Here is a 23,083-nt window from a genome sequence, read left to right as displayed (position 1 = left end):
AGGTTAATACCATGGTCGATACAACTGGATTTCGTAACTCAATGGCGATGCTCGGCGGCGCGGTGTCCATCATCGCCACCGACGGTCCCGCCGGTCGTTTCGGCTTCACCGCTTCGGCAGTGTGCAGCGTTACCGATCAGCCGCCGACGCTGCTGGTGTGCATGAATCGCTCGTCGTTTTCCAATGTGCACTTCAAGAGCAATGGCGTGCTCAGCGTCAACGTCCTGACCCCTGAACTGCGCGACGTGTCCGGGGTGTTCGCCAACCGCGACCTGGACGCCGAACAGCGTTTTTCCAGCGCCCGCTGGACCACCCTGGAAAGCGGCGCACCGCTGCTGGACGAAGCGCTGGTGAGCTTCGACTGCCGCATCGCCCAGGCCCATGAAGTGGGGTCGCACACGATTTTCTATTGCGAGGTCCTGGGGATTCGCAACAGCGAAGGACAGCAGGGCCTGGTCTATTTCAACCGTGCTTATCACGAAATAGGGCAGAGGCAGATTTGAGCTGCCAGCTACAAGCTGCAAGTTGGAAGCAATAAGCAATAAGCAATAAGCAATAAGCAATAAGCAATAAGCAATAAGCAAGAAACAAGAAACAAGAAACAAGAACAATAAGCAGGCTCTATAAGCTGCGTGAAAGTAGTGAGTGTCATGTTGTAAGTTTGCCTCTTTCAGCTCGAAGGTTGAGGCTGGCAACTTGCAGCTGCTTTCATTTCTAGTGGTTATAAAAACAATATTGCAGGTTGACTGCCAAAGTTACTCTTTTGCTCATTTGATCTGCTTCCACTCGTCGTGCCTTTGTGCATGTCATAAAAAGAAAGGAAAGTTCCATGTTTCAGAAGAGCTGGGTTAACCGTGGCCTTTGCACCACGGCTGTGATGGGGATCTTCACGCCATTGATTGCGCAGGCCGATTTTGTCGATGATCGACAGATCAGCCTGGGAACTCGCAACTTCTACATCGACCGTGACTTCAAGCAATCGGACGCGCCCAAGTCGCGGATCGGCAGCTGGACCCAGGGTTTCGATTTTCGCGCCATCTCCGGCTATACCGAGGGCACGCTGCAGTTTGGCCTCGATCTGTCGGCGCAATACGCCTATCGCCTGGACGGCGGTGGCGGTCGCGGCCCCGACAGCATCATCCCCTACGACGACAGCAAGGGAGAGCAGGTTCGCGATTACGGGCGCGCGGCGCTGACCGGCAAAGTGCGTTACAACAAGACCGAACTCAAGATCGGCGAACTGCGACCGACCTTGCCGGTGGCGTATATCGATGATTCGCGGCAGTTGATCACCACCTATCACGGGGTGCAGATCGAATCCAAGGAAATCGACAACTTGACCCTGACCGGCGGGCGCTTTACCGAGATCAGTTCGCGGGAATCTTCCAATCGGGAAAAGATGTACCTGTTTAACGGCCCGGATATACAGCGGCGCAGTGATGGCCTCAACTTCGGGGGCGGTACCTATGCCTTCAGTCCCAACTTATCGGCTACTTACTTCTATGGGCAGTTGGAAGATATCTATCAACAGCACTACCTGGGGTTGATGTACAACCATGACCTGGGCGCGGGTTATGGGTTGAAGACCGACTTGCGTTACTTCAATAACAAGGAGGACGGCAAGGCCTTGTACGGCGAGATCGACAACCGCTCCTACGGGCTGATGACCACCCTGAAAAAAGGCGGCCATGCCTTCGGCATCGGTTACCAGCGCATGCTCGGCGAGTCGACCTTTCCCACCCTCAACGGCTATGCGCCGCAGCCGTACCTGGTGAACTGGTCGACCGTGGCCTTCGTCAAGCCCAACGAGAGTTCCTGGCAACTGCGCTACGACTACAACTTCGCCGCCATGGGCGTGCCCGGCCTGAAGCTGATGACCCGTTACATCCGTGGCACCGGGGTCGACCGTGGCAGCAATGCCCTGGACCAGAACGTCGAGAGCGAACGCAACATCGTCCTTGGCTACGTGGTGCAGAGCGGCACCCTCAAGGACCTGGGCTTCGAATGGCGGCGCATCGACGTCAAGACCCGCTATGGCAGTGGTCGGGCCGCGGGCCCGGATTATCAGGAGAACCGCCTGATCACCACCTACACCTGGAAGTTCTAAAACACCGCGTCTCGCCGCCCGCGCATCGGGCGGCGTTTTTATCCGCTTCCCTCTTGCCCGGATTGCTCCTCCGGGTCTTTTTTTTCGCGCGTCTACGGAGTGCCTATGCGCCGTTTCTACACCGGCACCGACTTGAGTCGGGTCCACAGTATTGCCGAGCTGGCCGAACTGGCCCGGCGGCGCCTGCCGCATTTCGCCTGGGAATACCTCAGCGGTGGCGCCGAGGCCGAGCTGACCCTGGGTGACAATCAGGCGGCGTTCAGTGCCTATGGTTTGCACGCCCGGGCGCTGGTGCCGTGCCACCGGCCGGCGACCCGGCGCAATGTGCTGGGGCGCAGTCTGCCACTGCCGATGCTGATCGGCCCCACCGGCTACAACGGCCTGCTGCACCGCGACGCCGATATCCACCTGGCGCGTGCCGCTACCGCGCGCGGCCTGCCGTTCAGCCTGAGCACGGCGTCGAACAACTCCATGGAGCAGATCGTCGCCGCGGTGCCCGGCGTCGAGCTGTGGTTCCAGCTGTATGCCATGGGCGAGCCCAAGGTCCAGGCGGACCTGTTGCGCCGGGCCAAGGCCTGCGGCAGCCGGACGTTGTTGCTGACCTGCGACGCCATGGTCCTGGGCAACCGTGAATGGGACCGGCGCAATTTTGCCCGGCCACGGCAACTGGCCTGGCGCAACAAGTTCGACGTGCTGCGCCACCCACGCTGGCTGAAGCAGGTGATGTGGCCCCACGGCCTGCCGGGCATGGGCAACCTCAATCCCTATCTGCCCGAGGGCGAGCGCAATGCCCTGGGCTCGATGGCATTTATCGGCCGGCAGATGGACACCTTGCTCGACTGGGAGATGCTCCAGCGCCTGCGCGATCAGTGGGGCGAGCGCCTGCTGCTCAAGGGCGTGCTGCACCCGGCCGATGCCGAGCGTGCCATCGCCCTGGGCCTGGATGGGGTGGTGGTGTCGAACCATGGCGGGCGCCAGCTGGACGGCGCCATGAGCAGCCTGGAGGCACTGGCGGCGATTGCCCCGGTGGCGGCCGGCAAGCTGTGCCTGCTGCTCGATGGCGGCATCCGTCGTGGCAGTGATATTGCCAAGGCCGTGGCCCTCGGGGCGGACGCGGTGCTGCTCGGGCGCTCGACCCTGTACGGCGTGGCGGTGGCCGGTGAAGCCGGCGTCGGACGGGCCCTGGACCTGCTCGGTGACGAGCTGCGCCTGACCCTCAATCTGATGGGGTGCAGCCACCTGGAACACCTGGACCGCGAGGCCTTGTTCCGCCGTCCCGGCCAGGGTGCCTAGGGGCGCATTGGCTTGCAGAATCGGCACAGTGCTTGCGCGTTTCGCGCAGTCGCGGTGGGACGTGGTCGCTAGGATCAAGGCTCTTTTTACAGGAGCGTGTTTATGAATATCAGTGTGATCGGCGGTGGCCACGGTTGTTACGCGGCGGCAGTGGAACTGGCGGAAAAAGGCCATCAGGTGCGGCTCTGGCGGCGCGATGCGCAGGCCCTGGAACAGTTGCAGTGCATCGGCCATCTGCAGGTCCGTGACTATCGCGGCGAGCGGCAGTTGAGCGTGGGCCAGCCGGGGGATTGCCTGCAGCTGTGCAGTGATCTGGCCGCTGCCGTGGACCACGCGCAACTGCTGGTGATTGCCTTGCCCTCGACCTCGCACCCGGCCCTGGCCGATGAGCTGGCGCCGCTGCTGCAACAGGGCCAGGTGGTGTTCCTGCCGCCCGGCACGTTCGGCAGCCTGGTGTTTGCCCAGGCCATGGCCACGGCCGGCAACCACGCCGAGGTCGCCTTTGCCGAAACCGGCACCTTGCCCTACCTGGCACGCAAGCATGGCGCCGAGCGCCTGGTGATCAGCGGCTACGCCACACGCCTGCCGACCGGGGTCTTTCCCAGCCGCTTGAGCGACGCGGCGTTTGCCGTGCTGTGCGAGGCCTATCCCAGTGTCGAGCCGATCGAGGATGCCTTGAGCGGGGCCCTGATGAATGCCGGCCCGATCATCCATCCGCCGCTGATCCTGATGAACGCCGGGCCCCTGGAGCATTTCCCGGCCTGGGATATCCACAACGAAGGCACGGTGCCGTCGATCCGGCGCGTGACCAGCGCACTCGACGCCGAACGCATGGCCATCCGCGAAGCCCTGGGCTACGGCGCGCCGCACTTTCCCCTGGCCGATCACTACGCCAGCGACGGCGAGGAATGGATGTACGGGCGTGGCGCCCACGGCAAGCTGACCGACAGCGGCGACTGGCGCGAAGACATCGATCTGCAGACCCACCGCTACATGCTCGAAGACACGCGCCTGGGCTTGTCGTTCCTGGTTTCGGTCGGGCGCTGGGCGCAGGTCCCGACCCCGGTGGCCCAGGGCCTGCTGAGCCTGGCCACGGTGGTCAGCGGCATCGACCTGTATGCCCAGGGCCGGACCCTGGAAAACCTCGGGCTGGCGCACCTGAGCCGCGAGCAGATGACCCGCTTGCTGAGCCAGGGCCTGGTGCAGGACCTGGCCTCGTGAACGGCGCGCGGATCTGCGTGGTCGGCGCCGGGCGCATGGGCGAGGGCATCGCCCTGGCCTTTGTCCACGCCGGGCTGGAGGTGACCCTGATCGATATCAAGCCCCGCAGTGCGGCGCAGCAAGCCAGCTATTTTGCCGAGGTGATCTGCCACCTGCGCAGCGAGTTGGCCAGCCTGGTGCGCCTGGAGGTGCTGCAGGCGCACCAGGCCGAACAGGCCATGGGCCGCCTGCGGCTGTGCGACCGCGAGCACAGTGCGGCGGATCTTGAAGCCACGCCCCTGGTGCTGGAAGCGGTGCCCGAGGTGCTGGAGGTCAAGGCTGCGACCTTTGCCTGGCTCAGCGCTGTCTGCGGCAGCGACAGCATCATTGCCTCCACCACCTCGACCTTCCTGGTGACCGAGTTGGCGGCGCTGGTCAGCCACCCCGAGCGTTTCGTCAATGCCCACTGGCTGAACCCGGCACTGCTGATGCCGCTGGTGGAAGTCAGCCGCAGCCCGGCCACCAGCCCGGCCGTGGTCGAGCGCCTGATGAGCCTGCTCAAGCGCATCGGCAAGGTGGCGGTGCAATGCGCGCCGGCCGCCGGCTACATCGTGCCGCGGATCCAGGCCCTGGCCATGAATGAGGCGGCGCGCATGGTCGAGGAGGGCGTGGCCAGCGCTGAAGACATCGACACGGCGATTCGCGTCGGCTTCGGCCTGCGCTTCTCGGTACTCGGCCTGCTGGAGTTCATCGACTGGGGCGGCGGCGACATCCTGTACTACGCCTCCCATTACCTGGCCGGCGCCATCGACCCGCGTTTCCTGCCACCCAAGGTGATCGCCGAGCACATGGCCCAGGGGCGCAACGGCCTGCGCGAAGGCCAGGGTTTTTACGATTATCGCGAGGTCGACCTCGATGCCTACAAGCTCGAACGCCTCGCCACCTTCACCCAGCGCCTGGAGCTGATGGGCCTGGCACCGCGTTTCAACGGTGCCCTGGAGGGCCCCTGAAACCCGTTTTATCCGGTCGGCGCGGCCTGTCTGCGCCGGCCTTTACCCAGGTTCGCGGGTGCTGGCGCAGGCCCTCGGACGCCGCTAGAGGTTGTCATGAAGCTGTATGAACTGATCACGTTTACCCTGCGCGTGCGCACTGTCGGCCATGCCATGGAGCAGTTGCAGGGGCGCCTGGGCGAATGCGCCGAGGGCGTGCAATTGATGGGCTGCTGGGCCTCGGAGATCGGCCCGCTGAACCAGATCGCGGTGCTGCGCGGGTTTGTCGACGAGCGCGCACGCCAGGCCGAGCGCGAACGCTATTTGCACACGGCCGACGCCTTTGGCGTAGCGCCCTGGCTCACGGATATGCGGGTCGAGAACTACAGCCTGTTTCCGTTCCTGGAACCCTTGCCTGCCGGCGCCCACGGGCCGTTCTACGAGTTTCGGGTATATGACCTGGTGCCCACCGGCCTGACACCGACCCTGGATGGCTGGCGCCAGGCCATCGGTCCGCGCACCGGCGAGGGCTATTCAGCGGTGTACGCCGCCTTTTACGCCACCGACGGCCGCACCCCGCGCTACCTGCACATCTGGCCCTACGCCAGCCTCGAACAACGCCTGGAAGTGCGCAGCCGCGCGGTGCGCGACGGGGTCTGGCCGCCGGAAAACTCCGGTCCGCAATTGCGCGACATGCATTCCACGCTTTACTTGCCGGCGGCGTTTTCGCCGTTGCAGTGAGGCTTTAGCGGCTCCATAGCGTGCTCGCTGCTTGGGCCCACCTTGGTGCGGGCAGCCCTGCACAGGCCTTGGCCGCAGAGAACTGCGGCCAGGTATTTCGATTCTGGCTGCAGCAAAGATTGAGAGTCGCTGCGGCGCCGAACCCCCTCTTTGCCGTCTTTGGAGAACATACATTGCCGACTTTCAGGTTTGTCTTGTCTATGCAGAATCGGCACGAGTGTGTTTGGTCCATTGGCGATAACACTGCATCAACTCTTCTCGACTGTATTTAATGCCGTGTGCGAAGTGTCAATTCCGATTAACGAGCCCATACGGATGAACGTTAAGTGAATGTCGGTCATTGCCATGAAAGGTAATTGGCACTCATTAGGGATCTCGGAAATTTCCTACGGCGGTCTCGGCAACGTCCTACACACTTTTACACCCCTGCCTCCTAAGATTGTTGCAGCTCAACGGTAAATCGATACTTGAGCTTCGAGAGAGTTCCGGTGAGCACCCTCATGGACAACATCAATTTTAGGAATATGAAATGAACGTTAAGAAATTGGCTGGCGCCATTATGGCAGTTACGCTTGCTGCAACTTCTGTTAGTGCAATGGCTGCCGATCAGGGTAAAGGCGTTATTACCTTCAAGGGCTCGATCATTGATGCGCCATGCTCTATTGCTCAAGAATCGCAGTACCAGACCGTTGAAATGAACCAGGTGGCCAACGTTGCGCTGAAGAACGGTGGCAAATCCAGTCCGACCCCTTTCAAAATCGAACTGCGCGGCTGTGAACTCGGTTCCCTGAAGTCGGCCACCGCGACCTTCACCGGTTCACCCGCGGAAAACACTGATTTGTTGGCGATCCAAGGCAGTGCCAAGGGCGCGAGCCTGGCCATTGCCGACCACAAAGGTGCGCTGATCAAGTTGGGCAGCGCATCGCCAGTACAAACCCTGTCTGATGGCGATACCTTCCTGTTGTTCAACGCTTATCTGCAAGGTGACACCATTCCAGGTGTGGGCGAAGAGCCAGCCAAGGGCGTTGAGATTACCCCGGGTGACTTCGAGACATTCGCCAACTTCACCCTCGCTTATCAATAACTCGCTCCGTTACTGAGATGCCGCGGGGTACGTATTCAATACGTACTCCGTGGGGGTTTTCGGAGGTGTGGATGAGTCGTTCAACTGTGCTGCTTCTGTTGCCCCTGTTCCTGTGTTCAAGCCTGTTGGGTCCACCCGTGAGTGCCGCCGATTCGCCAGCGTCCCAGGCGCAACGGGGGCGTGTGCAAATGTCTGGAAGCATCGTGGAAACCGGCTGCGCCATGCAGGTGGGCAATGAAGGTCAGACAGTCACCTTTCAACCCGCAGCGTTGCACGGTTTGGTGCGTGGCGATGCATCGTTCAAACAGCCTTTGAATATTCTCCTCAGCGGTTGCGGCACGTTGAATACGCGCGGCAATGGCTCTTCTTCGCGGGCGCTGAGGTTGTCCTTCGAAGGGGACGGCAATGGCCAATACTTTGGCCTTCAAGGGGCCGCCGAAGGTGTGGCACTGCAGATAAAAAATGCCAGCGGAAAGTTGATCACCCCCGGCATGTTACTCGACGACAGTGCTCTTTCCACGGATGACATGGCACTTAATTATTTTCTGGAACTTGTAGGTACTGGAACTTCCCTGCGGGCGGGTAACTACCACGCCACTATAAAGTTAAGTATTCAGCACTTCTAACTGGCTGAGTCGACTGTTAATCGATCAAGGATTGTATTCGCGTGGATCACCGTAAGGTACTGACAGCCACTACATTGTGTTGTTTGGCGACGTGGGCGAGTGCTGCCCAGGAGTTCCAATTCAATACCGATGTATTGGACCTTAAGGATCGTCAGAACCTTGATCTTGGCGTGTTCGCTTCGGCGAACTTCATCATGCCGGGAGAGTACACGCTGATGGTTCATCTCAACCGCGATACGCTCACGGAATTCTCCGTTGCTTTTATTGCCCCGGATGATGATCCGAAAAACAGTCTCGCCTGCCTTTCCCCGCTGCTGGTCAGTGAACTGGGTCTGAAAGAGCAGACGCTCAAAAAACTGACCTGGTGGCGCGACGGCGCCTGTCTGGATCTCGGCAGTGTTCCCGGCATGCAGGCCCGTGGTGATCTGGGGACTTCGGGGCTTTACCTGAGCGTCCCGCAGGACCAGCTGGAGTACACCGCACCGAATTGGGACCCGCCTTCACGCTGGGACGATGGCATCACCGGGGCGCTGTTTGATTACAACATCAACGCCCAGACCACCGACCGCAAAGGCAGCCGCAGCGATAACGTGACGGGCAACGGTACGCTGGGTTTCAACCTGGATGCCTGGCGCCTGCGTGGCGACTGGCAATCGCAAATGCAACGCAGCACTGGCCAGGCTTCACAGCAGCAATTCGCCTGGAGCCGCTTTTATGCGCTGCGCGCCTTACCGTCCTTGCGCTCAAGCCTGATCCTCGGCGAAGACTATCTGGACTCCGATCTGTTCGGCAGCTTTCGCTACACCGGGGTCAACCTGAGCAGCAACGACAGCATGCTGCCACCCAACCTTCGGGGGTACGCCCCTGAGGTCGTCGGCGTAGCCCGCACTAACGCTCGCGTGGTGATCAGCCAGATGGGCAGGGTGCTGTACAACACCCAGGTGCCGCCAGGGCCCTTTCGTATCCAGGACCTCAACGATGCGGTCAGTGGCCAGTTGGAGGTGCGCGTCGAAGAACAGGACGGCAGTGTCCAGGACTTCAAGATCGACACCGCCAGCATCCCGTATCTGACGCGTCCGGGGTCTGTGCGTTACAAGCTGGCCAGCGGCAAACCTTCCGACTGGGAGCATCAGTTGGATGGCGCGGTTTTCACCACGGGTGAATTTTCCTGGGGGGTGAGTAACGGCTGGTCGCTGTATGGCGGCGGTCTGGGCGCCAAGGACTACGGCTCGCTGGCGGTGGGCATAGGCCGTGACCTGATGAGCTTTGGTGCGCTGTCGGTGGATGTCACCCAATCGCGCGCCACCGTACCGGCCAGCAGCAGTGCCCTGACGGGCAAGTCTTACCGTGTCAGCTACTCCAAGCGTTTCGATGAGTACGACAGCCAGGTGACCTTTGCCGGCTATCGATTCTCCGAAGAAAACTACATAAGCATGAACGAGTTCATTGAAGCCCGGCGCGGCGATCAGCCGCTGAACCGGAGCAAGAATATGTACACCGCGACGGTGAGCAAACAGTTTCGCGATGCGGACCTGAGTGTCTATTTCAACTACGGCCACCAGACCTACTGGGACAGCCGGGCCAGCGATCGCTTCAGCCTGTCCATGTCGCGCTACTTCGATGTCGGCCGTGTGAAAAACCTCAGTGTCTCGCTGACCGCCTACAAGAACACCTCCAATGGCGTCTCCGATGATGGTGCGTACCTCTCGGTCAATATCCCGTGGGGCGGCACCGGCTCGGTGAGCTACAGCGCGTCGGCCAGTGGCGGCGACAACACGCAAACCATGAGCTACTACGACAGCCTCGACGAGCGTAACCAGTACATGCTCAGCGCCGGCACGACATCGAGCGGCGAAACCGCCAGTGGTTTCTTCTCCCACCAGGGTGACCTTGCCCAGGTCGTTGCCAGCGGCAGTTACCAGACGGGCCAATACACCTCGGCCGGTTTGTCGGTGCAAGGCGGTGCGACGGTCACCGGCAAGGGCGCAGCCCTGCACCGCAACAGCGTAATGGGCGGCACCCGGCTGCTCGTCGACACCCAGGGCGTGGCGGGCGTGCCGGTGCGCGGCAATAGCGGGGTGACCCATACCAATCAGTTCGGCAAGGCCGTGATCACCGACGTCAACAGCTATTACCGCAACCAGACCAGCATTGACCTGGATGCATTGCCAGACGATGTGGAAGCGACCCAATCCGTAATCCAGGCCACGTTGACCGAAGGTGCCATTGGTTATCGTCGCTTCGATGTCATCGCCGGCCACAAGGGCATGGTCACCATTCTGATGGCTGACCGTGACTCCCCGCCCTTTGGCGCAACCGCCAAAAACAGCCGCGGTCAGGACACCGGGATTGTCGGCGAAGAAGGATCGACGTACCTGAGCGGCATGCAGCCCGGCGAAACCATGTCGTTGAACTGGGGTGGCAGCGCGCGCTGCAGTTTCACCCTGCCCAACAAGGTCGACTCACCTGAATCACCCCTGGAGCTGGTTTGCCAGCCCCTTGGCGGCGTGGACAACGCCGCCTCTTAATTCTTTGCCACAGGACCCCCCTATGACGTTCTTCAAACGCTACACCCTGATGTTCCTGGCCATGCTTGGCGTGTGCCTGACACACACTAGTCAGGCCGCCGTCTCCCTGGACCGCACCCGGGTCATTTACACCGGCGGCGAAAAATCCGTCAGCTTGAGCATCAGCAATCAGAACACCCAATTGCCTTATCTGGCGCAGGGCTGGATCGAAAACGAGCAGGCAGAAAAAATCACCAGCCCGATGGTGGTGCTGCCACCTGTCCAGCGCCTTGAAGCGGGCGCCAGCAGCCAGGTGAAGATTCAGGGCCTGCCGGAACTGAGCAATCTGCCCCAGGACCGGGAGTCGCTGTTCTACTTCAACTTGCGTGAAATTCCACCACGCAGCGACAAGCCGAACACCTTGCAAATTGCCCTGCAGACGCGGGTCAAGCTGTTCTACCGCCCCTTGGCGATTGCGCCCAAGTCGGGGCTGAGCGAAGCGCCCTGGCAGGAAAAACTGACCTTGACCCGGCAGGGTGACCGCTATCAGGTCAACAACCCGACGCCTTACTACATCACCCTGATCGAAGCCGCGTCTGACCTCAAGACCGGCAGCCCGGCGGACTTCAAGCCCCTGATGATTCCACCCAAGGCTCAGCAGGATCTGGGCTTGAGCGCCAAGGTGCTGGGTGAGAAACCGGTGCTGACCTACGTCAATGACTACGGCGGCCGTCCGCTATTGCAGTTCAGCTGTGTAGCGGGCACCTGCACGGCCAGCCCTGTTGCTGCCAACAAATGACCTAGAGCCATGACCTTTTCACGTGAGTCGAAACCATGATCCCTGGAACCCGCGGCTGTCTGGCCGCCTTGCTCTGCTGCGCATGTGTTTCACCCTTGGCGCTGGCCGCTGGCAATGAGGTGCAGACGGCCGAGTTTCAGGTGATCGGCAGCTTGCATGAAAGCGCTTGTTATCTGGACACAAGCTCTGGCCATCAGACGTTGGATCTAGGCCAATCAACTACCGCGAATCTCGCGCAAATCGGCGATCAGGGTCGCCCCGTGACCCTGCAACTGAAATTGCAGGACTGCGTACGCAGCGAAGGAGGTCGGCGGGACGAGCGGCTTGGCACGCTGCTCTGGAGTGCCAGCGAGCCTGTGGCCACGCTGACCTTCAGCGCGGTGTCCGATCCTGACACCCCGGAACTGATCAAAGTGGCGGGCGCCAGTGGCTTCGGCCTGCGCGTGCAGGATGTACGAGGCAACAACTTGCATCTGGGGCAAGCCGCCCCCGTGTGGTTTGTCTCGCCGGGTGACAACCAGTTGACCTATTACATTCGCCCCGAGCGCACCGCCGCCGCGCTGCGCCCGGGCGCTTTTCGCGCCAGTCTCAATGTGAACCTGACTTATGACTGAGGGCTGCAAAATGCCGAGCCGCAGAGTTGCAATGATGGTGGTGGCGCTTGGCTACGGGTTGTCAGCGAATGCTGCCGATACGACGGTGACGATCAGCGGCACCGTGATGGCGAGTATTCCCTGTGTGATCAACAACGACAGGCCGATTACCGCGCCTTTTGGCGACGTGCAAATTGCCGACATCGATGGCCGCTACAAAACCATCACCATTGGTTACACCCTTGATTGCTCACGGGCGGTGACCAATGAAGTACGGATGCAGGTTCGTGGTAACCCGACCTGGTTTTTATGGGATTCGTTGGCGGTGCCGGGCAATAGCGAACTCGGTATTGCCTTGAAAAAAGACGGCGCTGCGTTTGCGCTCAATTCCTGGGCCGACTTCGACGTCAGCAAGAAGCCGGTGCTGCAAGCTGTGTTGATCAAAAGGGCCCAGAATAGCGAGATCGTCAGTGGCGGCTTCTCGGCCAGCGCAACGATGGTGGTGGAGTACCGATGAACACCCTTTATCGAATGTTGATCGCCTGGTCTTTGGCTGCACTGGCGCTGCCGTGCATGGCCGACAACATGCAGTTCACCGGCACCCTGCTGGCGCGTCCCACCTGTACCGTCAGTGACAAGGGTGCGCGGATCGATGTGCGTTTTGGCAACCTCGCCATCAGCCGGATCGATGGCGAGCACTATCGCAAGTCAATCCCTTACCAAATCAACTGCCCGGGTGCCGACACCGGCAGCTCCTGGCGCATGCGCCTGACCCTCAAGGGCAATCCTGCCGTGTTCGAGCCCAAGGCGTTGCGATCCTCGGTGGCGGATCTGGGAATCAAGGTATTGCTCGGGGGCGCGGAGCTGATTCCCAACGTGCCTCGATATATTCAGATCATCCCGAACGCCGTGCCGTTGCTGGAGGCCGTGCCCGTCAAGCTTACCGACAGCGATCTACCCAGCATTGACTTCACCGCTTCGGCGCTGTTGCTGGCCGAGTTCTATTAGGAGCATTTATGGGCAAGCGCACCCTGAACCTGAGCCTCTGGATGGCTGCCAGCCTGTGGTTACCCGCGGCAGCGGCAGTGGAAGACAACCTGTACTTTTCCGGTACGTTGGTGAATGAGCCTTGTGTGCTCGCAGTGGAAGACGAACTGCTCGAACTGGACTTCCAAAGCGTGGTCGACAAGACGCTTTACCTCAATGGTCGTACCGCGGGGAAGGCCATTACCTTGCGCCTGCAAAACTGCCAACTGGGCACGGGAAAAAGCAAGGTCAACATCACCTTCAGCGGGGGGACCGAAAGCAGCGACCCGCCGGGGCTGCTGGTGCCCGATGTCCAGGGTCTGTTGGTAGGGCTGGAAACGGCGGGCGGCAAGCTCCTGGCGTTAAACAAGACCCATGACATGGGAACCCTGGTCAAGGGCGACAACTTGATAGGTTTCAATGCTTACCTGCAGGGGGAGCCCAAGGCGTTGGCAGAAAGAAGTATTGGTCTGGGTGCGTTTCATGCGGTTCTAAACTTCACGATTAGTTATGAGTAGGCTCGGTGAAGTGATTGAGGTCCTGACCGGGATCAATGTCTACGTGAAGTATTACTGTTAATTGAAGGCAATATGTAAAACATGTTGTCAATGGCAGGTTGTTCGTATGAGCTTTGCATTGTTTTGGCCATATTGTTGTTTGGGGTTCTAACGCAAGCACATTCAGCCCCAAATATAGTCGTGACCTCGAGTGAAAACGAGGGAGCGGGTGATAAGGTATTTCTACACGGTCAGTGGTTGGTCGACTGAAGACCCCAAGCGCACTTTTTACGGTGATACGGACTTTGGCACTGGGTGCGTTATAACTGCGAAGGCTTTTTGATTCGGTGCCGCAATCATATTCGAATCTTGGTAGTTGGCATATTAATCTACATCCCCGATGTCGTGATGACGATGGGCATGATACTTCATCAGCTTAATAATCGAGGGGAATACAATATGCCCTTTAATACGTCGGCGCTGGTTGATGGCTTTTCATATAATTAGGTTTGCATCGCATTGTACCTTGGAACCAGTCTTGCCAGTGTGCCTATTACCCACTGCGCCCCTTTAAAAGCCGCCCATATGAATACGCCCATCAACATCTCCTCGACTTTAAAAACAAGACGGGCTGTCGCCCCAGGTTCTTTTTCCGGGTCTACCGTAATCACCGTATCGCCAAATTAAAGTGCCATTGAACGTTCTGTGGGTACCAATGGCATGTACCTGGCACGTTTTACATGTCCGTTTTTCCTGACCTGGGCCCTTGCAGCGGCAAGTAGCGAGAAAGGTGCGCCCGCGCCGTTTGGGACGGCGCGGGGCGGGCGGGGTCAGAAGTCCCAGCGGGTGGTGAGCATCAGGTTGCGCGGGTCGCCGTAGTAGGCGGCGTTGAAGAAACCGATGTTGGTCAGGTACTTCTTGTCGAAGGCATTGTTGAGGTTGAGGGTGGCCGAGAGGTTGTCGGTCAGTTGATAGCGTGCCATCAGGTCCACTAGCCAGTACGGGTCCTGGGAGAATTTTTCCTTGGCGCCGTTTTTCGAGTAGTTGGTCAGCACGCGCCAGGATTCGCCCTGCCAGCGGGTGCCGCCGCCGAGGGTCAGCTTGTCGAGGCTGCCGCCGAGTTTGTAGGAGGTGTAAAGGCTCAGTTGGTCCTCGGGCTCGGAGGTGCCGACCTTGGCCCCGCTTTCATCACGGCTGACCTTGTGGGTGTAGCCGCCTTGCAGTTGCCAGCCGGGGGCCAGTTCGCCGGAGATTTCCGCTTCGTAGCCCTTGGTCTTGGAGGTGATGCCCATCTCGGCGTAGTCGATGACGCTGTAGTCGGGGTTGGCGTTATAGGCCTCGTCCGGGACGGCACGGTTTTTTTCGTGCACTTCAAAGTAGGCCAGGCTCGAATTCAGGCGGCCGCCGAAGAATTCGCCCTTGATCCCGACTTCATAGTTCTTGCCTTCGTTGGGCCGCAGCATCTTGTTGTTGCGGTCGCGGGAGTTTTGCGGAAGGAAGATTTCGGTGTAGCTGGTATAGGCCGAGAAATTGTCGTTGAGGTCGTACACCAGGCCGGCGTAAGGCACGACCTTGCCGCTCTGTTGCAGGTCGGTGTTGCCGGTGACCTGGAAGTTGGCGACCCGGGTGCCGAGCAGCAGCGACAGGTCGTCCGCCAGGCTGAAGCGTGCGGCGACGTAACCGGCGCTCTGGCGCGTGGTTTCGTCGTTGACCTGGCTGACCTTGCCCCAGTCCGGCACACGGCCGTTGCCGTCCCAGTTGTAGTAGTCGTAGCTGTTGTCGACCTGAATGGCGTCGGTGTAGTTCTTGCCGGTCCAGTCCGCCTTGGACACTGAGCTGCCCACCACCAACTGGTGTTCGCGGCCGAGCAGGCTGAAGGGGCCGCTGACGTACAGGTCGCCGCTGTCGCTGACGGTTTCGCCGGTGAATTTGCGCGACAGCAGCGAGGCTTGGCCGGTGCTGGCGTTGGGCGACATCAGGTTGCCCATGGGCGCGTGGTAGCCGTTGATCTGGTGGTTGTATTGGCCCTTGGCGACCCAGCCGTTTTCAAAGCTGTGTTCCAGGGTGGCGAAGGCGGTGCGGGTGTACTGGGCCCAGCCACTGAAATTGGCGCCGTTGTTGTAGGAGCGCGGGGTGCTGATGGGCTCGCCCTTGCTGTCATACAGCGAGGCGCTGCCGGACCAGCTGGAGCCCTTGGGGTCGTTGTCCTGGTAGTCGGCGCCCAGGGTCAGCAGGGTGTCGGGGTCCAGGTCGACTTCGAGAATGCCGTAGTAGACGCTGGTCTTGCGCTCGTAGTGGTCCATGAACGAGTGCTTGTCGCGTTGCACCGCCACTGCGCGGCCGCGGACATTGCCGCTGTCGGTCAGCGGCCCGCCGACATCCAGCTGCGCGCTGTAGCTGTCCCAGGAACCGGCGCCCAGCTGTACGCTGGCCTTGAGCTCGTCGGTCGGCTTTTTACGGATCAGGTTGATCACCCCGCCCGGGCCGCCAGCGCCGGCCAGCAGGCCCGGCGCACCCTTGAGGACTTCGATGCGGTCATAGATCGCCATGTCGGTCTGGGTCTGCCCGGCGGAGTAGGACGCATCCTGCAGGGTCGGGATGCCGTCGTACTGGAAGTTCTTGATCGCAAAACCCCGGGAATTGAAGCTGGTGCGGTCGCTGTCGTAGGTGCTGACGGTGACGCCCGGGGTGTGGCGCATCACGTCATCGATCGAGTTCAGGCCAAAGTCATCCATGACCTGGCGCGTGACCACCGAGATCGACTGCGGGGTTTCACGCGGGGTCAGCACCAGGCGCGTGGCGGTGGCGATGGTGCCCGGGGTGTAGGAGCCGGTGCCTTCGGTGATGGTCCCCAACTGGTTGGCGCCGACGTTGGTCACCCCCAGTTCCAGGGCCGTGCCGCTGGCTGCCGGGCGCGGCTGCACGCGGTAGCCGGCGCCATCGGCCACGGCGGCCAAGCCCAGTGGCGCGAGCAGCCGCTCCAGGCCTTGGGTCACGTCCATCCGGCCTTTGAGGCCGGCACTGTGCAGGCCCTGGGTCAGTGCCGAATCGGCGGCGATCATCGCCCCGGATTGCTGGCCGAAGGCGCCCAGCACCTGGTCCAGGCTGCCGGCCGGGATGTCATAGGCCTGGGGCTGGTGCTGGGCGCTGCTGTCGGCCGCCAGTGCACTGTGGCTGACGCCACCGAGGGAGAGGCCGAACAGGACCAGGCGCAGGGCGCCGGCAAGCGGGGTGAGGCGGCTGTGCATAAAGACTGTCCATAGGTTGAGAAGGGAAGGCGATGCGCTGTTTTTCAGCGTCTTCCCTGGTCTTGATGCGTGAGAACGAAAAAACTGCCGCCCGGGGTGAAAAAAGTTTTGCGCCTCGGATCGGGGGCAGGTGCTCAGGCCGGCACCACGCTGGCCCAGTAACCGAGCACACGCTGGATGCGAATCGGCAGGGTGCGGGCCAGCAGATCGAGGCTGGCATCGGGTAGGTCGAGGGAGAGCGAGCCGGAGACCGGCAGCGCCGCCACCGCCGGGTCGCAACGCAAGACGCCGCTGCGGTAACGGTTGAGTTCAGCCACCACCTGGCCCAGAGGCATGCGCTCGGCGATCAGCAGGCCACGGGTCCAGGCCGAGGCGGACGCCGGCAGGTCCTCGCTGGGGCCAGCAGCGTGCGGGTCGAACAGCAATTGCCGGCCCGCCGCCAGTTGCACGCTGGTGCCCTGGCGAGGGCTGATCGCTGCGCTGCCCAGCAGCACCTGGACCCGGGTGCCTGACGGGTTGCCCTCGGCGAGGCTGATCATCAACTTCGACAGGGGCGCCGGGTGTACCCAGCCATCTTCGGTACGGACCCTGAGCGGGGTGCCGGCACCGACCTCCAGCAGCAGCCGGCCCAGGCTCAACAGCACTTCGCGCTGGGCAGCGTCGCCGCGGATATCGAGGGCGGTGTGGGTGTCCAGTTGCAGGCGCACATCGGCGGCCAATTGCAGGTCGCGGCGTTCGCCGGTGGCGGTGCGGTAGTCGCTGAACAGCTCCGGCAACAACAGGCGCTCGCGCACACTGAGCCCGCCCATCGCCACCACGCCCAGGCCGGCCAGGCCCTTGAGCACGTTGCGCCGCGAGCTGGCCCCGCGTGCCTGGAGCAGCTTGCGTGCGCCGGCGGCCGGCAAGGGCCCGACGCTCTCGCGCAGGCCATGGCCGAGCCCGGCCAGCCGTTGCCAGGCCAGTTCGTGTTGCGCATCCAGGCGGCGCCAGGCCAGGCAGGCGGCGTGTTCCGATGCGTCGCTGGTGCCCGATTGCAGGGCCACAATCCATAGCATCGCCTGCTCCACCACCTGCGGATCGAGGCGTTGCCGAGGGTCCAGCGACGGGAAGGGTTTCATGCTTCGTAGACCGCCGTGTAGCAATGGCGGAAGGCCTTGAGCATGGCTTTCTGCACCACGTTGACGCTCAGGTCCAGGCGCTCGGCAATCTGCGGGTAGGTCAGGCCGTCCAGCTGCGACAGCAAAAACACTTCGCGCACCCGCGCGCCCAGGCCGTCGAGCACCTGGCCCACGGCGTCCAGGGCTTCAAGCACCAGCAATCGGGTTTCCGGCGAGGGCAGGTACTGCGGCTCCAGCGCCGCCAGGGATTCCAGGTACGCCCGCTCCAGGGCCTGGCGCCGGAAGTACTGCCCGCACAAACGGCTGGCCACGGTATTGAGGTAGGCCCGGGGCTCACGCAGCAGCGGCACCTGCTCACTGCGCAGGATCCGCACAAAGGTGTCTTGGGCCAGGTCCAGGGCCTGATCCTGATTACCGAGTTTGCGCCGCAGCAACTGCACCACCCAACTATGGTGCTGGGCGTACAGCTCACCGACGACGCGATGCAGGGAAGGGGTGGACAGCATTGAAGAAGATTCCATGACCAGCGCGAGCGACAATGGCGTTTATGGTAATGCTTCTCATTAAGTTGCGCTCGGGATTTTTCAGCGCCTTGATTCGCGTGCTTCGAAATGCAGCACCTCGCCATCTTCAGGTACCCACAACCGCTGGCTCAGGCCGGCCTCGCGGGCTGCCGCCAGCAGGGCGCTGCGGGTTACCGGGCAGTGGTTGAGGGCTTGCAAGTGGTTGGCCACGACCTGGCCCTTGAGCAGAGTGGTGAGTTCGAGCACCTGGTCCAGGCCCATGATGATCTCGCCCCCCAGGTCCAGGCGCGCGCCACCGGCCGGGGCCACGCAGATATCGGGCTGCTGCTCGGTCAGGAACCGGCGCAAAGCCGGGCTGAGCACGGTATCGCCGCACAGGTGCAGGCTGGGTTCGCCGGGCAGTTGGATAAAGTAGCCGACCCCGTGCTCCATCAACCGTCCCACCAGGCCCCGGCCATGGGTGCAGCGCAGGGTGCGAATCTGCCCACCCAGAAAAGCGCTGGGCCGCTGGTGATCCCGGGGCAGCGGTTGCACCCGCAAACCGCGTCGGGCCAGGTAGGGGGCGTCGTGTGGGGTGCATATTAGCGGAATCTGCCGTTCCCGCAAAAACTCCACGCCGGCCCGGTCCAGGTGGTCGAAATGGCCCTTGCGGCAATGGGTGATAAGGCAATGGGTGACCCCGTCCAGCGCCGCCGCGGCGGATGGCGGCAGGTCCACCAGCGGGTTGCGTTGCCAGCCGCCACGCAGGCACAGCGGCGGCAGGCCATGGCGCGCGGCAAGCATCGGGTCGACCAGAATCCGAAAGGCGCCGGACTCAATGATCAGGGTGGCATTGCGAAGCTGGTGGATACGCATCAAAGACCTCCGTGGCAGAGCGCCTATTGTCGACAGCGGCGACGGCTTGCAGAATGGCCAGCTTTGACAGATCTCATTCAAATTCTGCCGGAGGCGCGATGAAAATCGGCCTGTTGCTCTACCCCGATTGCATGCCCGCCGGCCTGCTGGCGTTTGCCGACCTGCTGCTCGCCGCCAACCGCCGCGCCGGGCATGAAGCGTTCAGCCTGTGCTACGTCGCCCGCCAACCCGGCGCGGTCGCCTGCGCCCATGGCGTGGTGCTGAGCGCTGCCGAAGGACTGGATGACGCGGCCCTGGATGCACTGTTGGTGCCCAGCTTCTGGGCCGAATCGGTGCAGCAGGTGAGTACCTTGCTGGCCGACAATCAGCCCTTGCTGCGGCAACTGGCACGCTTGCCGGTACCGCTGTGGAGCTATTGCACCGGGGTCTGCTTGCTGGCGGCCAGTGGTCGCTTGCAGGGCCGGGTCGCAACCCTGACCTGGTGGCTGGTGGACGCCATGAGTCGGCAATTCCCCGAGGTGCAGTGGCGCAACGAACGCTTGTGGGTGATCGACCAGGACGTGGCCAGCGCCTGCGGGGTCAACGGTTACCTGCCCCTGGCCAGCGAGCTGATCCAGCAGCATCTGGGGGCCGAGGTGTTCCAGGATTTGCAGCGCCTGATGGTCCTGCCACGCCCGGTCCAGGCCCATCCGGCCTTCCAGGGCCTGAGCCTGATCGAACACGCCAGCCCGCTGCTGCGCCAGGTGCAGCTGTGGGTCGAAGACACCCCGGCCGAACAGGCCACGGTCGCGCGCCTGGCCGCCGCCCTGGGCCTGGCCGAGCGCACCCTGGCCCGCCGCGTCGCTGCCGAACAAGGCCAGCCGCTGGCGACTTGGGTGCGCACGATCAAACTCAACCAGGTCAGCCAGCGCCTGCTGTACAGCCGCGCCTCCATCGGCCAGATCAGCGAACAACTGGGCTTTAGCAGCGACTCCAACCTGAGCCGCATGTTCAAGCGCTTGACCGGCCTGGCACCGCAGGATTATCGGCAGCGATACGGGGGTGGCGAGTAGGGTGCGGGTGATGCTAATCGATAGATCGAACGCAAAGTAACCTGTGACGAGGGAGCTTGCTCCCGCTGGGTCCCGTAGCGGCCCCAACAATGAGACTGCCACGCACCGACGCACCGGCCGGTCCAGCGGGAGCAAGCTCCCTCACTACAAATACCCTGTTCATTCTTAACTGATTGGCATTAGCCCATGGCCGCTGCTTTTTGACTGTGTGATAAGCACTTCATTACCCATACAAAGTGGCTTGTTGCTTTTGCCAGACTCCATCGAACTACAGGAAACCACCGCCCCGACTAACGCCTGTCCGATACCCTCATGACCTTCAATTCACGGCGCCGTCCGCGACTCACGGTCCATATCGGCCGGCCACTTCACCTTCGGCGCCAGGCGCAGGGCCAAGTTGTACCAAGGCACATCGTTATGGTCGTGCGGTGGCCCTGGCGGTGGCAGGGCTGAAGGGCCTTGCTGCATGTAAGTGCAGATATAAGCCCAGGCAAACTCATCGGCGCCCATGGTGCTCAAGGGAAAGCGATCGATGACCTTATTGGTGCCGGGCTCGACGATGGACAGGACCACGCCCCATTTGATGATGAGTGCACCTTGGGCGGTGGCGCCGCGCTTTTTCCAGCGTTCGGCGCGGACTTGTGACCAATCGTAGGCTACGGGGATAACTCGCCAACGTTCGAAAGGGTTCCACCAACGGTAGTTGAAGTTGTAGGCGTAGATGCGTTGGCGGGTGCGGTTGAAACGGATGGGTAAATCTCTTGGTGAGGCTGTATCAATCTTCAGGGCGAACAAGACTGACCAAATTGAAATCAATAGCATGAAGATGAACAGCATCCATTCCGTAGCACTTAGTGCCTTCCAATCTGACAAAAATAGAATAGATAAGGTAATGAGTTGAATGCTTATAACTGGCACGAACAGAATCATCACTCCTCTGTCAAGCGAGGAGGCCCGGTGTAGCTCGAAGAAAACGTCGTCCAGATGATTCGGTGTATCGAATCCGAGATCTGGAACCACGACTGGACGCGCAACGGGATGGGGAAGATCCTCTTGCCATCCGGAACATGGAGGATTAAGTAACGCTTTTGTCATGGAGCCGTCCGCGATTCACGGTCCATCTCGGCAGGCCACTTCACCTTCGGTGCCAGGCGCAGGGCCAAGTTGTACCAGGGCACGTCGTTATGGTCGTGCGGTGGCCCTGGCGGTGGCAGGGCTGAAGGACCTTGCTGCATGTAAGTGCAGATATAAGCCCAGGCAAACTCATCGGCGCCCATGGTGCTCAAGGGAAAGCGGTCGATAACTTTATTGGTACCGGGCTCGACGATGGACAGGACCACGCCCCATTTGATGATGAGTGCACCTTGGGCGGTGGCTCCGCGTAGTTTCCAGCGTTCAGCACGGACTTGTGACCAATCATAGGTAACGGGGACTACTCGCCAGCGCTCGAAAGGGTTCCACCAGCGGTATTTAAAGTTGTAGGCATAGATGCGTTGGCGGACTCGATTGAAACGAATTGGCTCATCTCGTGGTGGTGCAATATCAAAACGCAAAAATAAAAGTGAAGACCAAAAGGTCAGTGCGATAACGCACAGGCTAAGCAGAGATATAGTTGAATGATATGGGCGACTCCCTGTTAGTAGTGTTGTTGCTGTATCAATGAGCGAAAAGAAAGATAAAAATGCAAACCATATTAGAATTCCTCTTGCTCTAGAGTTGGCACGACAAATCTCTAGATAAATATCGTTCTGATGGTTTGGAGTATCAAAATATATCATTGCAGCAGATGGCTCGTTTGGCCCGGGAAGGTCTTCTTGCCAACCAGGGCAAGGTGGTTTTAGTCGGGGTAATACCACTGTATTTTCCTTGGTTTAATTATCTATTTTCTCTTCTGTGACTACTATGCGAGTCATGCCAGATTCATCACTTACATCTGGCCAAGATGAGACCTGTAGTTCAACGGCATGGATGTTATGAGCTGGGTTTTCAGCAATGGAGCCACTGATGCTCAACGTGTGTGACTTGGCATCTTCTTTAAGGTATGAACTTCTTCTCACGGCGCCGTCCGCGATTCACGGTCCATCTCGGCAGGCCACTTCACCTTCGGTGCCAGGCGCAGGGCCAAGTTGTACCAGGGCACATCGTTATGGTCGTGCGGTGGCCCCGGCGGTGGCAGGGCCGAGGGACCTTGCTGCATGTAAGTGCAGATATAGGCCCAGGCAAACTCATCGGCGCCCATGGTGCTCAGGGGAAAGCGATCAATGACCTTATTGGTGCCGGGTTCGACGATGGACAGGACCACGCCCCATTTGATGATGAGTGCGCCTTGGGCGGTAGTCCCACGTTGCTTCCAACGTTCGGCGCGGACTTGTGACCAATCGTAGGCTACGGGGATAACTCGCCAACGTTCGAAGAGGTTCCACCAGCGGTAGTTGAAGTTGTAGGCGTAGATGCGACGCCGGACTCGATTGAAACGTATAGGTAAGTCGCGGGGAGGACTTATACTTTGTCTGAGTGAATGCAAGAGAGCATATATACCTATAGTGAGTGCGAAGATGCCGATAAACAGAGTGTTATAATCATTTGGCGATTCATCGCTTGGTAGTAAGGTATAAAAAGCTATTGCAACACCTGCCGCTAGAATCGGAGAAAACCATAGAGTTGCCCCTCTGGCCAGAGATGATTTTCGCGATACTTCCAAATAGAGTTCATCCATGTGATTGGCGGGAAGTTCGAGTAAAGCGGCCGCATTTGGAGAGCAGGTAGGCCCCGGCAGGTCCGACTGCCAAGCCGCACATGGAGGGTCAAGTTTTGGTTTGGTCAT

General features: G+C 60.8%; 22 protein-coding genes. 15 read left to right on the top strand and 7 right to left on the bottom strand.

The genetic code is table 11. The features are described 5' to 3' along the window. The first annotated feature begins 11 nt into the window (after nt 1-11). From JFU57_RS30035 to JFU57_RS29970, 14 genes are all read left to right on the top strand, one after another. On the top strand, nt 12-503 hold the full coding sequence (locus JFU57_RS30035) for a flavin reductase (protein WP_078473992.1): 492 nt from the start codon (nt 12-14) through the stop codon (nt 501-503). A 326-nt stretch (nt 504-829) separates the two neighbouring features. Continuing rightward, nucleotides 830-2,107 (top strand): OprD family porin, encoded by a 1,278-nt coding sequence (locus JFU57_RS30030; protein ID WP_201131770.1) that lies wholly within the window; start codon nt 830-832, stop codon nt 2,105-2,107. Nucleotides 2,108-2,212: 105 nt separating this feature from the next. Then, the gene (locus JFU57_RS30025; RefSeq protein ID WP_201131769.1) at nt 2,213-3,400 is read left to right on the top strand and encodes an alpha-hydroxy acid oxidase; all 1,188 of its coding nucleotides are present in this window, start codon (nt 2,213-2,215) and stop codon (nt 3,398-3,400) included. A 102-nt stretch (nt 3,401-3,502) separates the two neighbouring features. Beyond that, nucleotides 3,503-4,621 (top strand): NAD/NADP-dependent octopine/nopaline dehydrogenase family protein, encoded by a 1,119-nt coding sequence (locus JFU57_RS30020; protein ID WP_201131768.1) that lies wholly within the window; start codon nt 3,503-3,505, stop codon nt 4,619-4,621. Then, on the top strand, nt 4,618-5,610 hold the full coding sequence (locus JFU57_RS30015) for a 3-hydroxybutyryl-CoA dehydrogenase (RefSeq protein WP_078473996.1): 993 nt from the start codon (nt 4,618-4,620) through the stop codon (nt 5,608-5,610). The genes JFU57_RS30020 and JFU57_RS30015 overlap by 4 nt, the downstream gene beginning before the upstream one ends. A 96-nt stretch (nt 5,611-5,706) precedes the next feature. Further along, entirely contained in the window at nt 5,707-6,330 is a 624-nt protein-coding gene (locus JFU57_RS30010; RefSeq protein WP_201131767.1) for an NIPSNAP family protein, read from the top strand. A 529-nt stretch (nt 6,331-6,859) separates the two neighbouring features. Next, nucleotides 6,860-7,414 (top strand): fimbrial protein, encoded by a 555-nt coding sequence (locus tag JFU57_RS30005; RefSeq protein WP_201131766.1) that lies wholly within the window; start codon nt 6,860-6,862, stop codon nt 7,412-7,414. Between the two features lie 71 nt (nt 7,415-7,485). Further along, nucleotides 7,486-8,040 carry a fimbrial protein gene (locus JFU57_RS30000; RefSeq protein WP_201131765.1) on the top strand — a complete coding sequence of 185 codons (555 nt, stop codon included), beginning with the start codon at nt 7,486-7,488 and terminating at the stop codon, nt 8,038-8,040. A gap of 41 nt (nt 8,041-8,081) precedes the next feature. After that, nucleotides 8,082-10,568, top strand: a complete 2,487-nt coding sequence (locus tag JFU57_RS29995) for an outer membrane usher protein (RefSeq protein WP_201131764.1) — start codon at nt 8,082-8,084, stop codon at nt 10,566-10,568. A gap of 22 nt (nt 10,569-10,590) precedes the next feature. Continuing rightward, a complete protein-coding gene (locus tag JFU57_RS29990) occupies nt 10,591-11,346 on the top strand; it encodes a fimbria/pilus periplasmic chaperone (protein ID WP_201131763.1) in 756 nt (251 codons plus the stop codon). A gap of 35 nt (nt 11,347-11,381) precedes the next feature. Continuing rightward, entirely contained in the window at nt 11,382-11,960 is a 579-nt protein-coding gene (locus tag JFU57_RS29985) for a fimbrial protein (RefSeq protein ID WP_201131762.1), read from the top strand. Between the two features lie 31 nt (nt 11,961-11,991). Further along, nucleotides 11,992-12,456 carry a fimbrial protein gene (locus JFU57_RS29980; RefSeq protein ID WP_201131761.1) on the top strand — a complete coding sequence of 155 codons (465 nt, stop codon included), beginning with the start codon at nt 11,992-11,994 and terminating at the stop codon, nt 12,454-12,456. Continuing rightward, the gene (locus JFU57_RS29975; RefSeq protein WP_201131760.1) at nt 12,453-12,947 is read left to right on the top strand and encodes a fimbrial protein; all 495 of its coding nucleotides are present in this window, start codon (nt 12,453-12,455) and stop codon (nt 12,945-12,947) included. Before JFU57_RS29980 ends, JFU57_RS29975 begins: the two co-directional genes overlap by 4 nt. Before the next feature lie 8 nt (nt 12,948-12,955). Then, nucleotides 12,956-13,483, top strand: coding sequence for a fimbrial protein (locus JFU57_RS29970; protein ID WP_201131759.1), 528 nt, complete (start codon nt 12,956-12,958; stop codon nt 13,481-13,483). Nucleotides 13,484-14,292: 809 nt separating this feature from the next. On the opposite strand, the gene JFU57_RS29965 is transcribed toward JFU57_RS29970, so the two are convergent. The 4 genes from JFU57_RS29965 to JFU57_RS29950 form a co-directional block, all read right to left on the bottom strand. After that, nucleotides 14,293-16,710, bottom strand: a complete 2,418-nt coding sequence (locus JFU57_RS29965; RefSeq protein WP_201131758.1) for a TonB-dependent siderophore receptor — start codon at nt 16,708-16,710, stop codon at nt 14,293-14,295. Between the two features lie 134 nt (nt 16,711-16,844). Next, a complete protein-coding gene (locus JFU57_RS29960; protein WP_201131757.1) occupies nt 16,845-17,828 on the bottom strand; it encodes a DUF4880 domain-containing protein in 984 nt (327 codons plus the stop codon). Next, nucleotides 17,825-18,334, bottom strand: coding sequence for a sigma-70 family RNA polymerase sigma factor (locus tag JFU57_RS29955; RefSeq protein WP_201131756.1), 510 nt, complete (start codon nt 18,332-18,334; stop codon nt 17,825-17,827). Before JFU57_RS29955 ends, JFU57_RS29960 begins: the two co-directional genes overlap by 4 nt. 78 nt (nt 18,335-18,412) lie before the next feature. Next, a complete protein-coding gene (locus tag JFU57_RS29950; RefSeq protein WP_201131755.1) occupies nt 18,413-19,207 on the bottom strand; it encodes an MBL fold metallo-hydrolase in 795 nt (264 codons plus the stop codon). 98 nt (nt 19,208-19,305) lie between these two features. Between JFU57_RS29950 and JFU57_RS29945 the strand changes: the two genes are divergently transcribed. Then, nucleotides 19,306-20,259, top strand: a complete 954-nt coding sequence (locus JFU57_RS29945; protein ID WP_242487373.1) for a GlxA family transcriptional regulator — start codon at nt 19,306-19,308, stop codon at nt 20,257-20,259. A gap of 324 nt (nt 20,260-20,583) precedes the next feature. Here the strand turns inward: JFU57_RS29945 and JFU57_RS33390 are convergent, their stop codons facing one another. From JFU57_RS33390 to JFU57_RS33385, 3 genes are all read right to left on the bottom strand, one after another. Continuing rightward, a complete protein-coding gene (locus JFU57_RS33390) occupies nt 20,584-21,354 on the bottom strand; it encodes a DUF6708 domain-containing protein (protein WP_242487372.1) in 771 nt (256 codons plus the stop codon). Continuing rightward, entirely contained in the window at nt 21,351-22,037 is a 687-nt protein-coding gene (locus JFU57_RS29935) for a DUF6708 domain-containing protein (protein ID WP_242487371.1), read from the bottom strand. The genes JFU57_RS33390 and JFU57_RS29935 overlap by 4 nt, the downstream gene beginning before the upstream one ends. Nucleotides 22,038-22,312: 275 nt before the next feature. Further along, a complete protein-coding gene (locus JFU57_RS33385) occupies nt 22,313-23,083 on the bottom strand; it encodes a DUF6708 domain-containing protein (RefSeq protein ID WP_242487370.1) in 771 nt (256 codons plus the stop codon).

It is taken from the genome of Pseudomonas sp. TH07 (genome assembly GCF_016651285.1).
Taxonomy (GTDB): domain Bacteria; phylum Pseudomonadota; class Gammaproteobacteria; order Pseudomonadales; family Pseudomonadaceae; genus Aquipseudomonas.
Note: the sequence above shows the minus strand (reverse complement) of the source record. Positions and strands in the feature narration are given on the sequence as shown.

What these genes read in the sequence shown, in the direction of transcription:
- JFU57_RS30035 (WP_078473992.1), top strand. Translation starts at nt 12, where the DNA reads ATGGTCGATACAACTGGATTTCGTAACTCAATGGCGATGCTCGGCGGC.
- JFU57_RS30030 (WP_201131770.1), top strand. Translation starts at nt 830, where the DNA reads ATGTTTCAGAAGAGCTGGGTTAACCGTGGCCTTTGCACCACGGCTGTG.
- JFU57_RS30025 (WP_201131769.1), top strand. Translation starts at nt 2,213, where the DNA reads ATGCGCCGTTTCTACACCGGCACCGACTTGAGTCGGGTCCACAGTATT.
- JFU57_RS30020 (WP_201131768.1), top strand. Translation starts at nt 3,503, where the DNA reads ATGAATATCAGTGTGATCGGCGGTGGCCACGGTTGTTACGCGGCGGCA.
- JFU57_RS30010 (WP_201131767.1), top strand. Translation starts at nt 5,707, where the DNA reads ATGAAGCTGTATGAACTGATCACGTTTACCCTGCGCGTGCGCACTGTC.
- JFU57_RS30005 (WP_201131766.1), top strand. Translation starts at nt 6,860, where the DNA reads ATGAACGTTAAGAAATTGGCTGGCGCCATTATGGCAGTTACGCTTGCT.
- JFU57_RS30000 (WP_201131765.1), top strand. Translation starts at nt 7,486, where the DNA reads ATGAGTCGTTCAACTGTGCTGCTTCTGTTGCCCCTGTTCCTGTGTTCA.
- JFU57_RS29990 (WP_201131763.1), top strand. Translation starts at nt 10,591, where the DNA reads ATGACGTTCTTCAAACGCTACACCCTGATGTTCCTGGCCATGCTTGGC.
- JFU57_RS29985 (WP_201131762.1), top strand. Translation starts at nt 11,382, where the DNA reads ATGATCCCTGGAACCCGCGGCTGTCTGGCCGCCTTGCTCTGCTGCGCA.
- JFU57_RS29980 (WP_201131761.1), top strand. Translation starts at nt 11,992, where the DNA reads ATGATGGTGGTGGCGCTTGGCTACGGGTTGTCAGCGAATGCTGCCGAT.
- JFU57_RS29975 (WP_201131760.1), top strand. Translation starts at nt 12,453, where the DNA reads ATGAACACCCTTTATCGAATGTTGATCGCCTGGTCTTTGGCTGCACTG.
- JFU57_RS29970 (WP_201131759.1), top strand. Translation starts at nt 12,956, where the DNA reads ATGGGCAAGCGCACCCTGAACCTGAGCCTCTGGATGGCTGCCAGCCTG.
- JFU57_RS29965 (WP_201131758.1), bottom strand. Translation starts at nt 16,710, where the DNA reads ATGCACAGCCGCCTCACCCCGCTTGCCGGCGCCCTGCGCCTGGTCCTG.
- JFU57_RS29960 (WP_201131757.1), bottom strand. Translation starts at nt 17,828, where the DNA reads ATGAAACCCTTCCCGTCGCTGGACCCTCGGCAACGCCTCGATCCGCAG.
- JFU57_RS29955 (WP_201131756.1), bottom strand. Translation starts at nt 18,334, where the DNA reads ATGCTGTCCACCCCTTCCCTGCATCGCGTCGTCGGTGAGCTGTACGCC.
- JFU57_RS29950 (WP_201131755.1), bottom strand. Translation starts at nt 19,207, where the DNA reads ATGCGTATCCACCAGCTTCGCAATGCCACCCTGATCATTGAGTCCGGC.
- JFU57_RS29945 (WP_242487373.1), top strand. Translation starts at nt 19,306, where the DNA reads ATGAAAATCGGCCTGTTGCTCTACCCCGATTGCATGCCCGCCGGCCTG.
- JFU57_RS33390 (WP_242487372.1), bottom strand. Translation starts at nt 21,354, where the DNA reads ATGACAAAAGCGTTACTTAATCCTCCATGTTCCGGATGGCAAGAGGAT.
- JFU57_RS29935 (WP_242487371.1), bottom strand. Translation starts at nt 22,037, where the DNA reads ATGATATATTTTGATACTCCAAACCATCAGAACGATATTTATCTAGAG.
- JFU57_RS33385 (WP_242487370.1), bottom strand. Translation starts at nt 23,083, where the DNA reads ATGACCAAACCAAAACTTGACCCTCCATGTGCGGCTTGGCAGTCGGAC.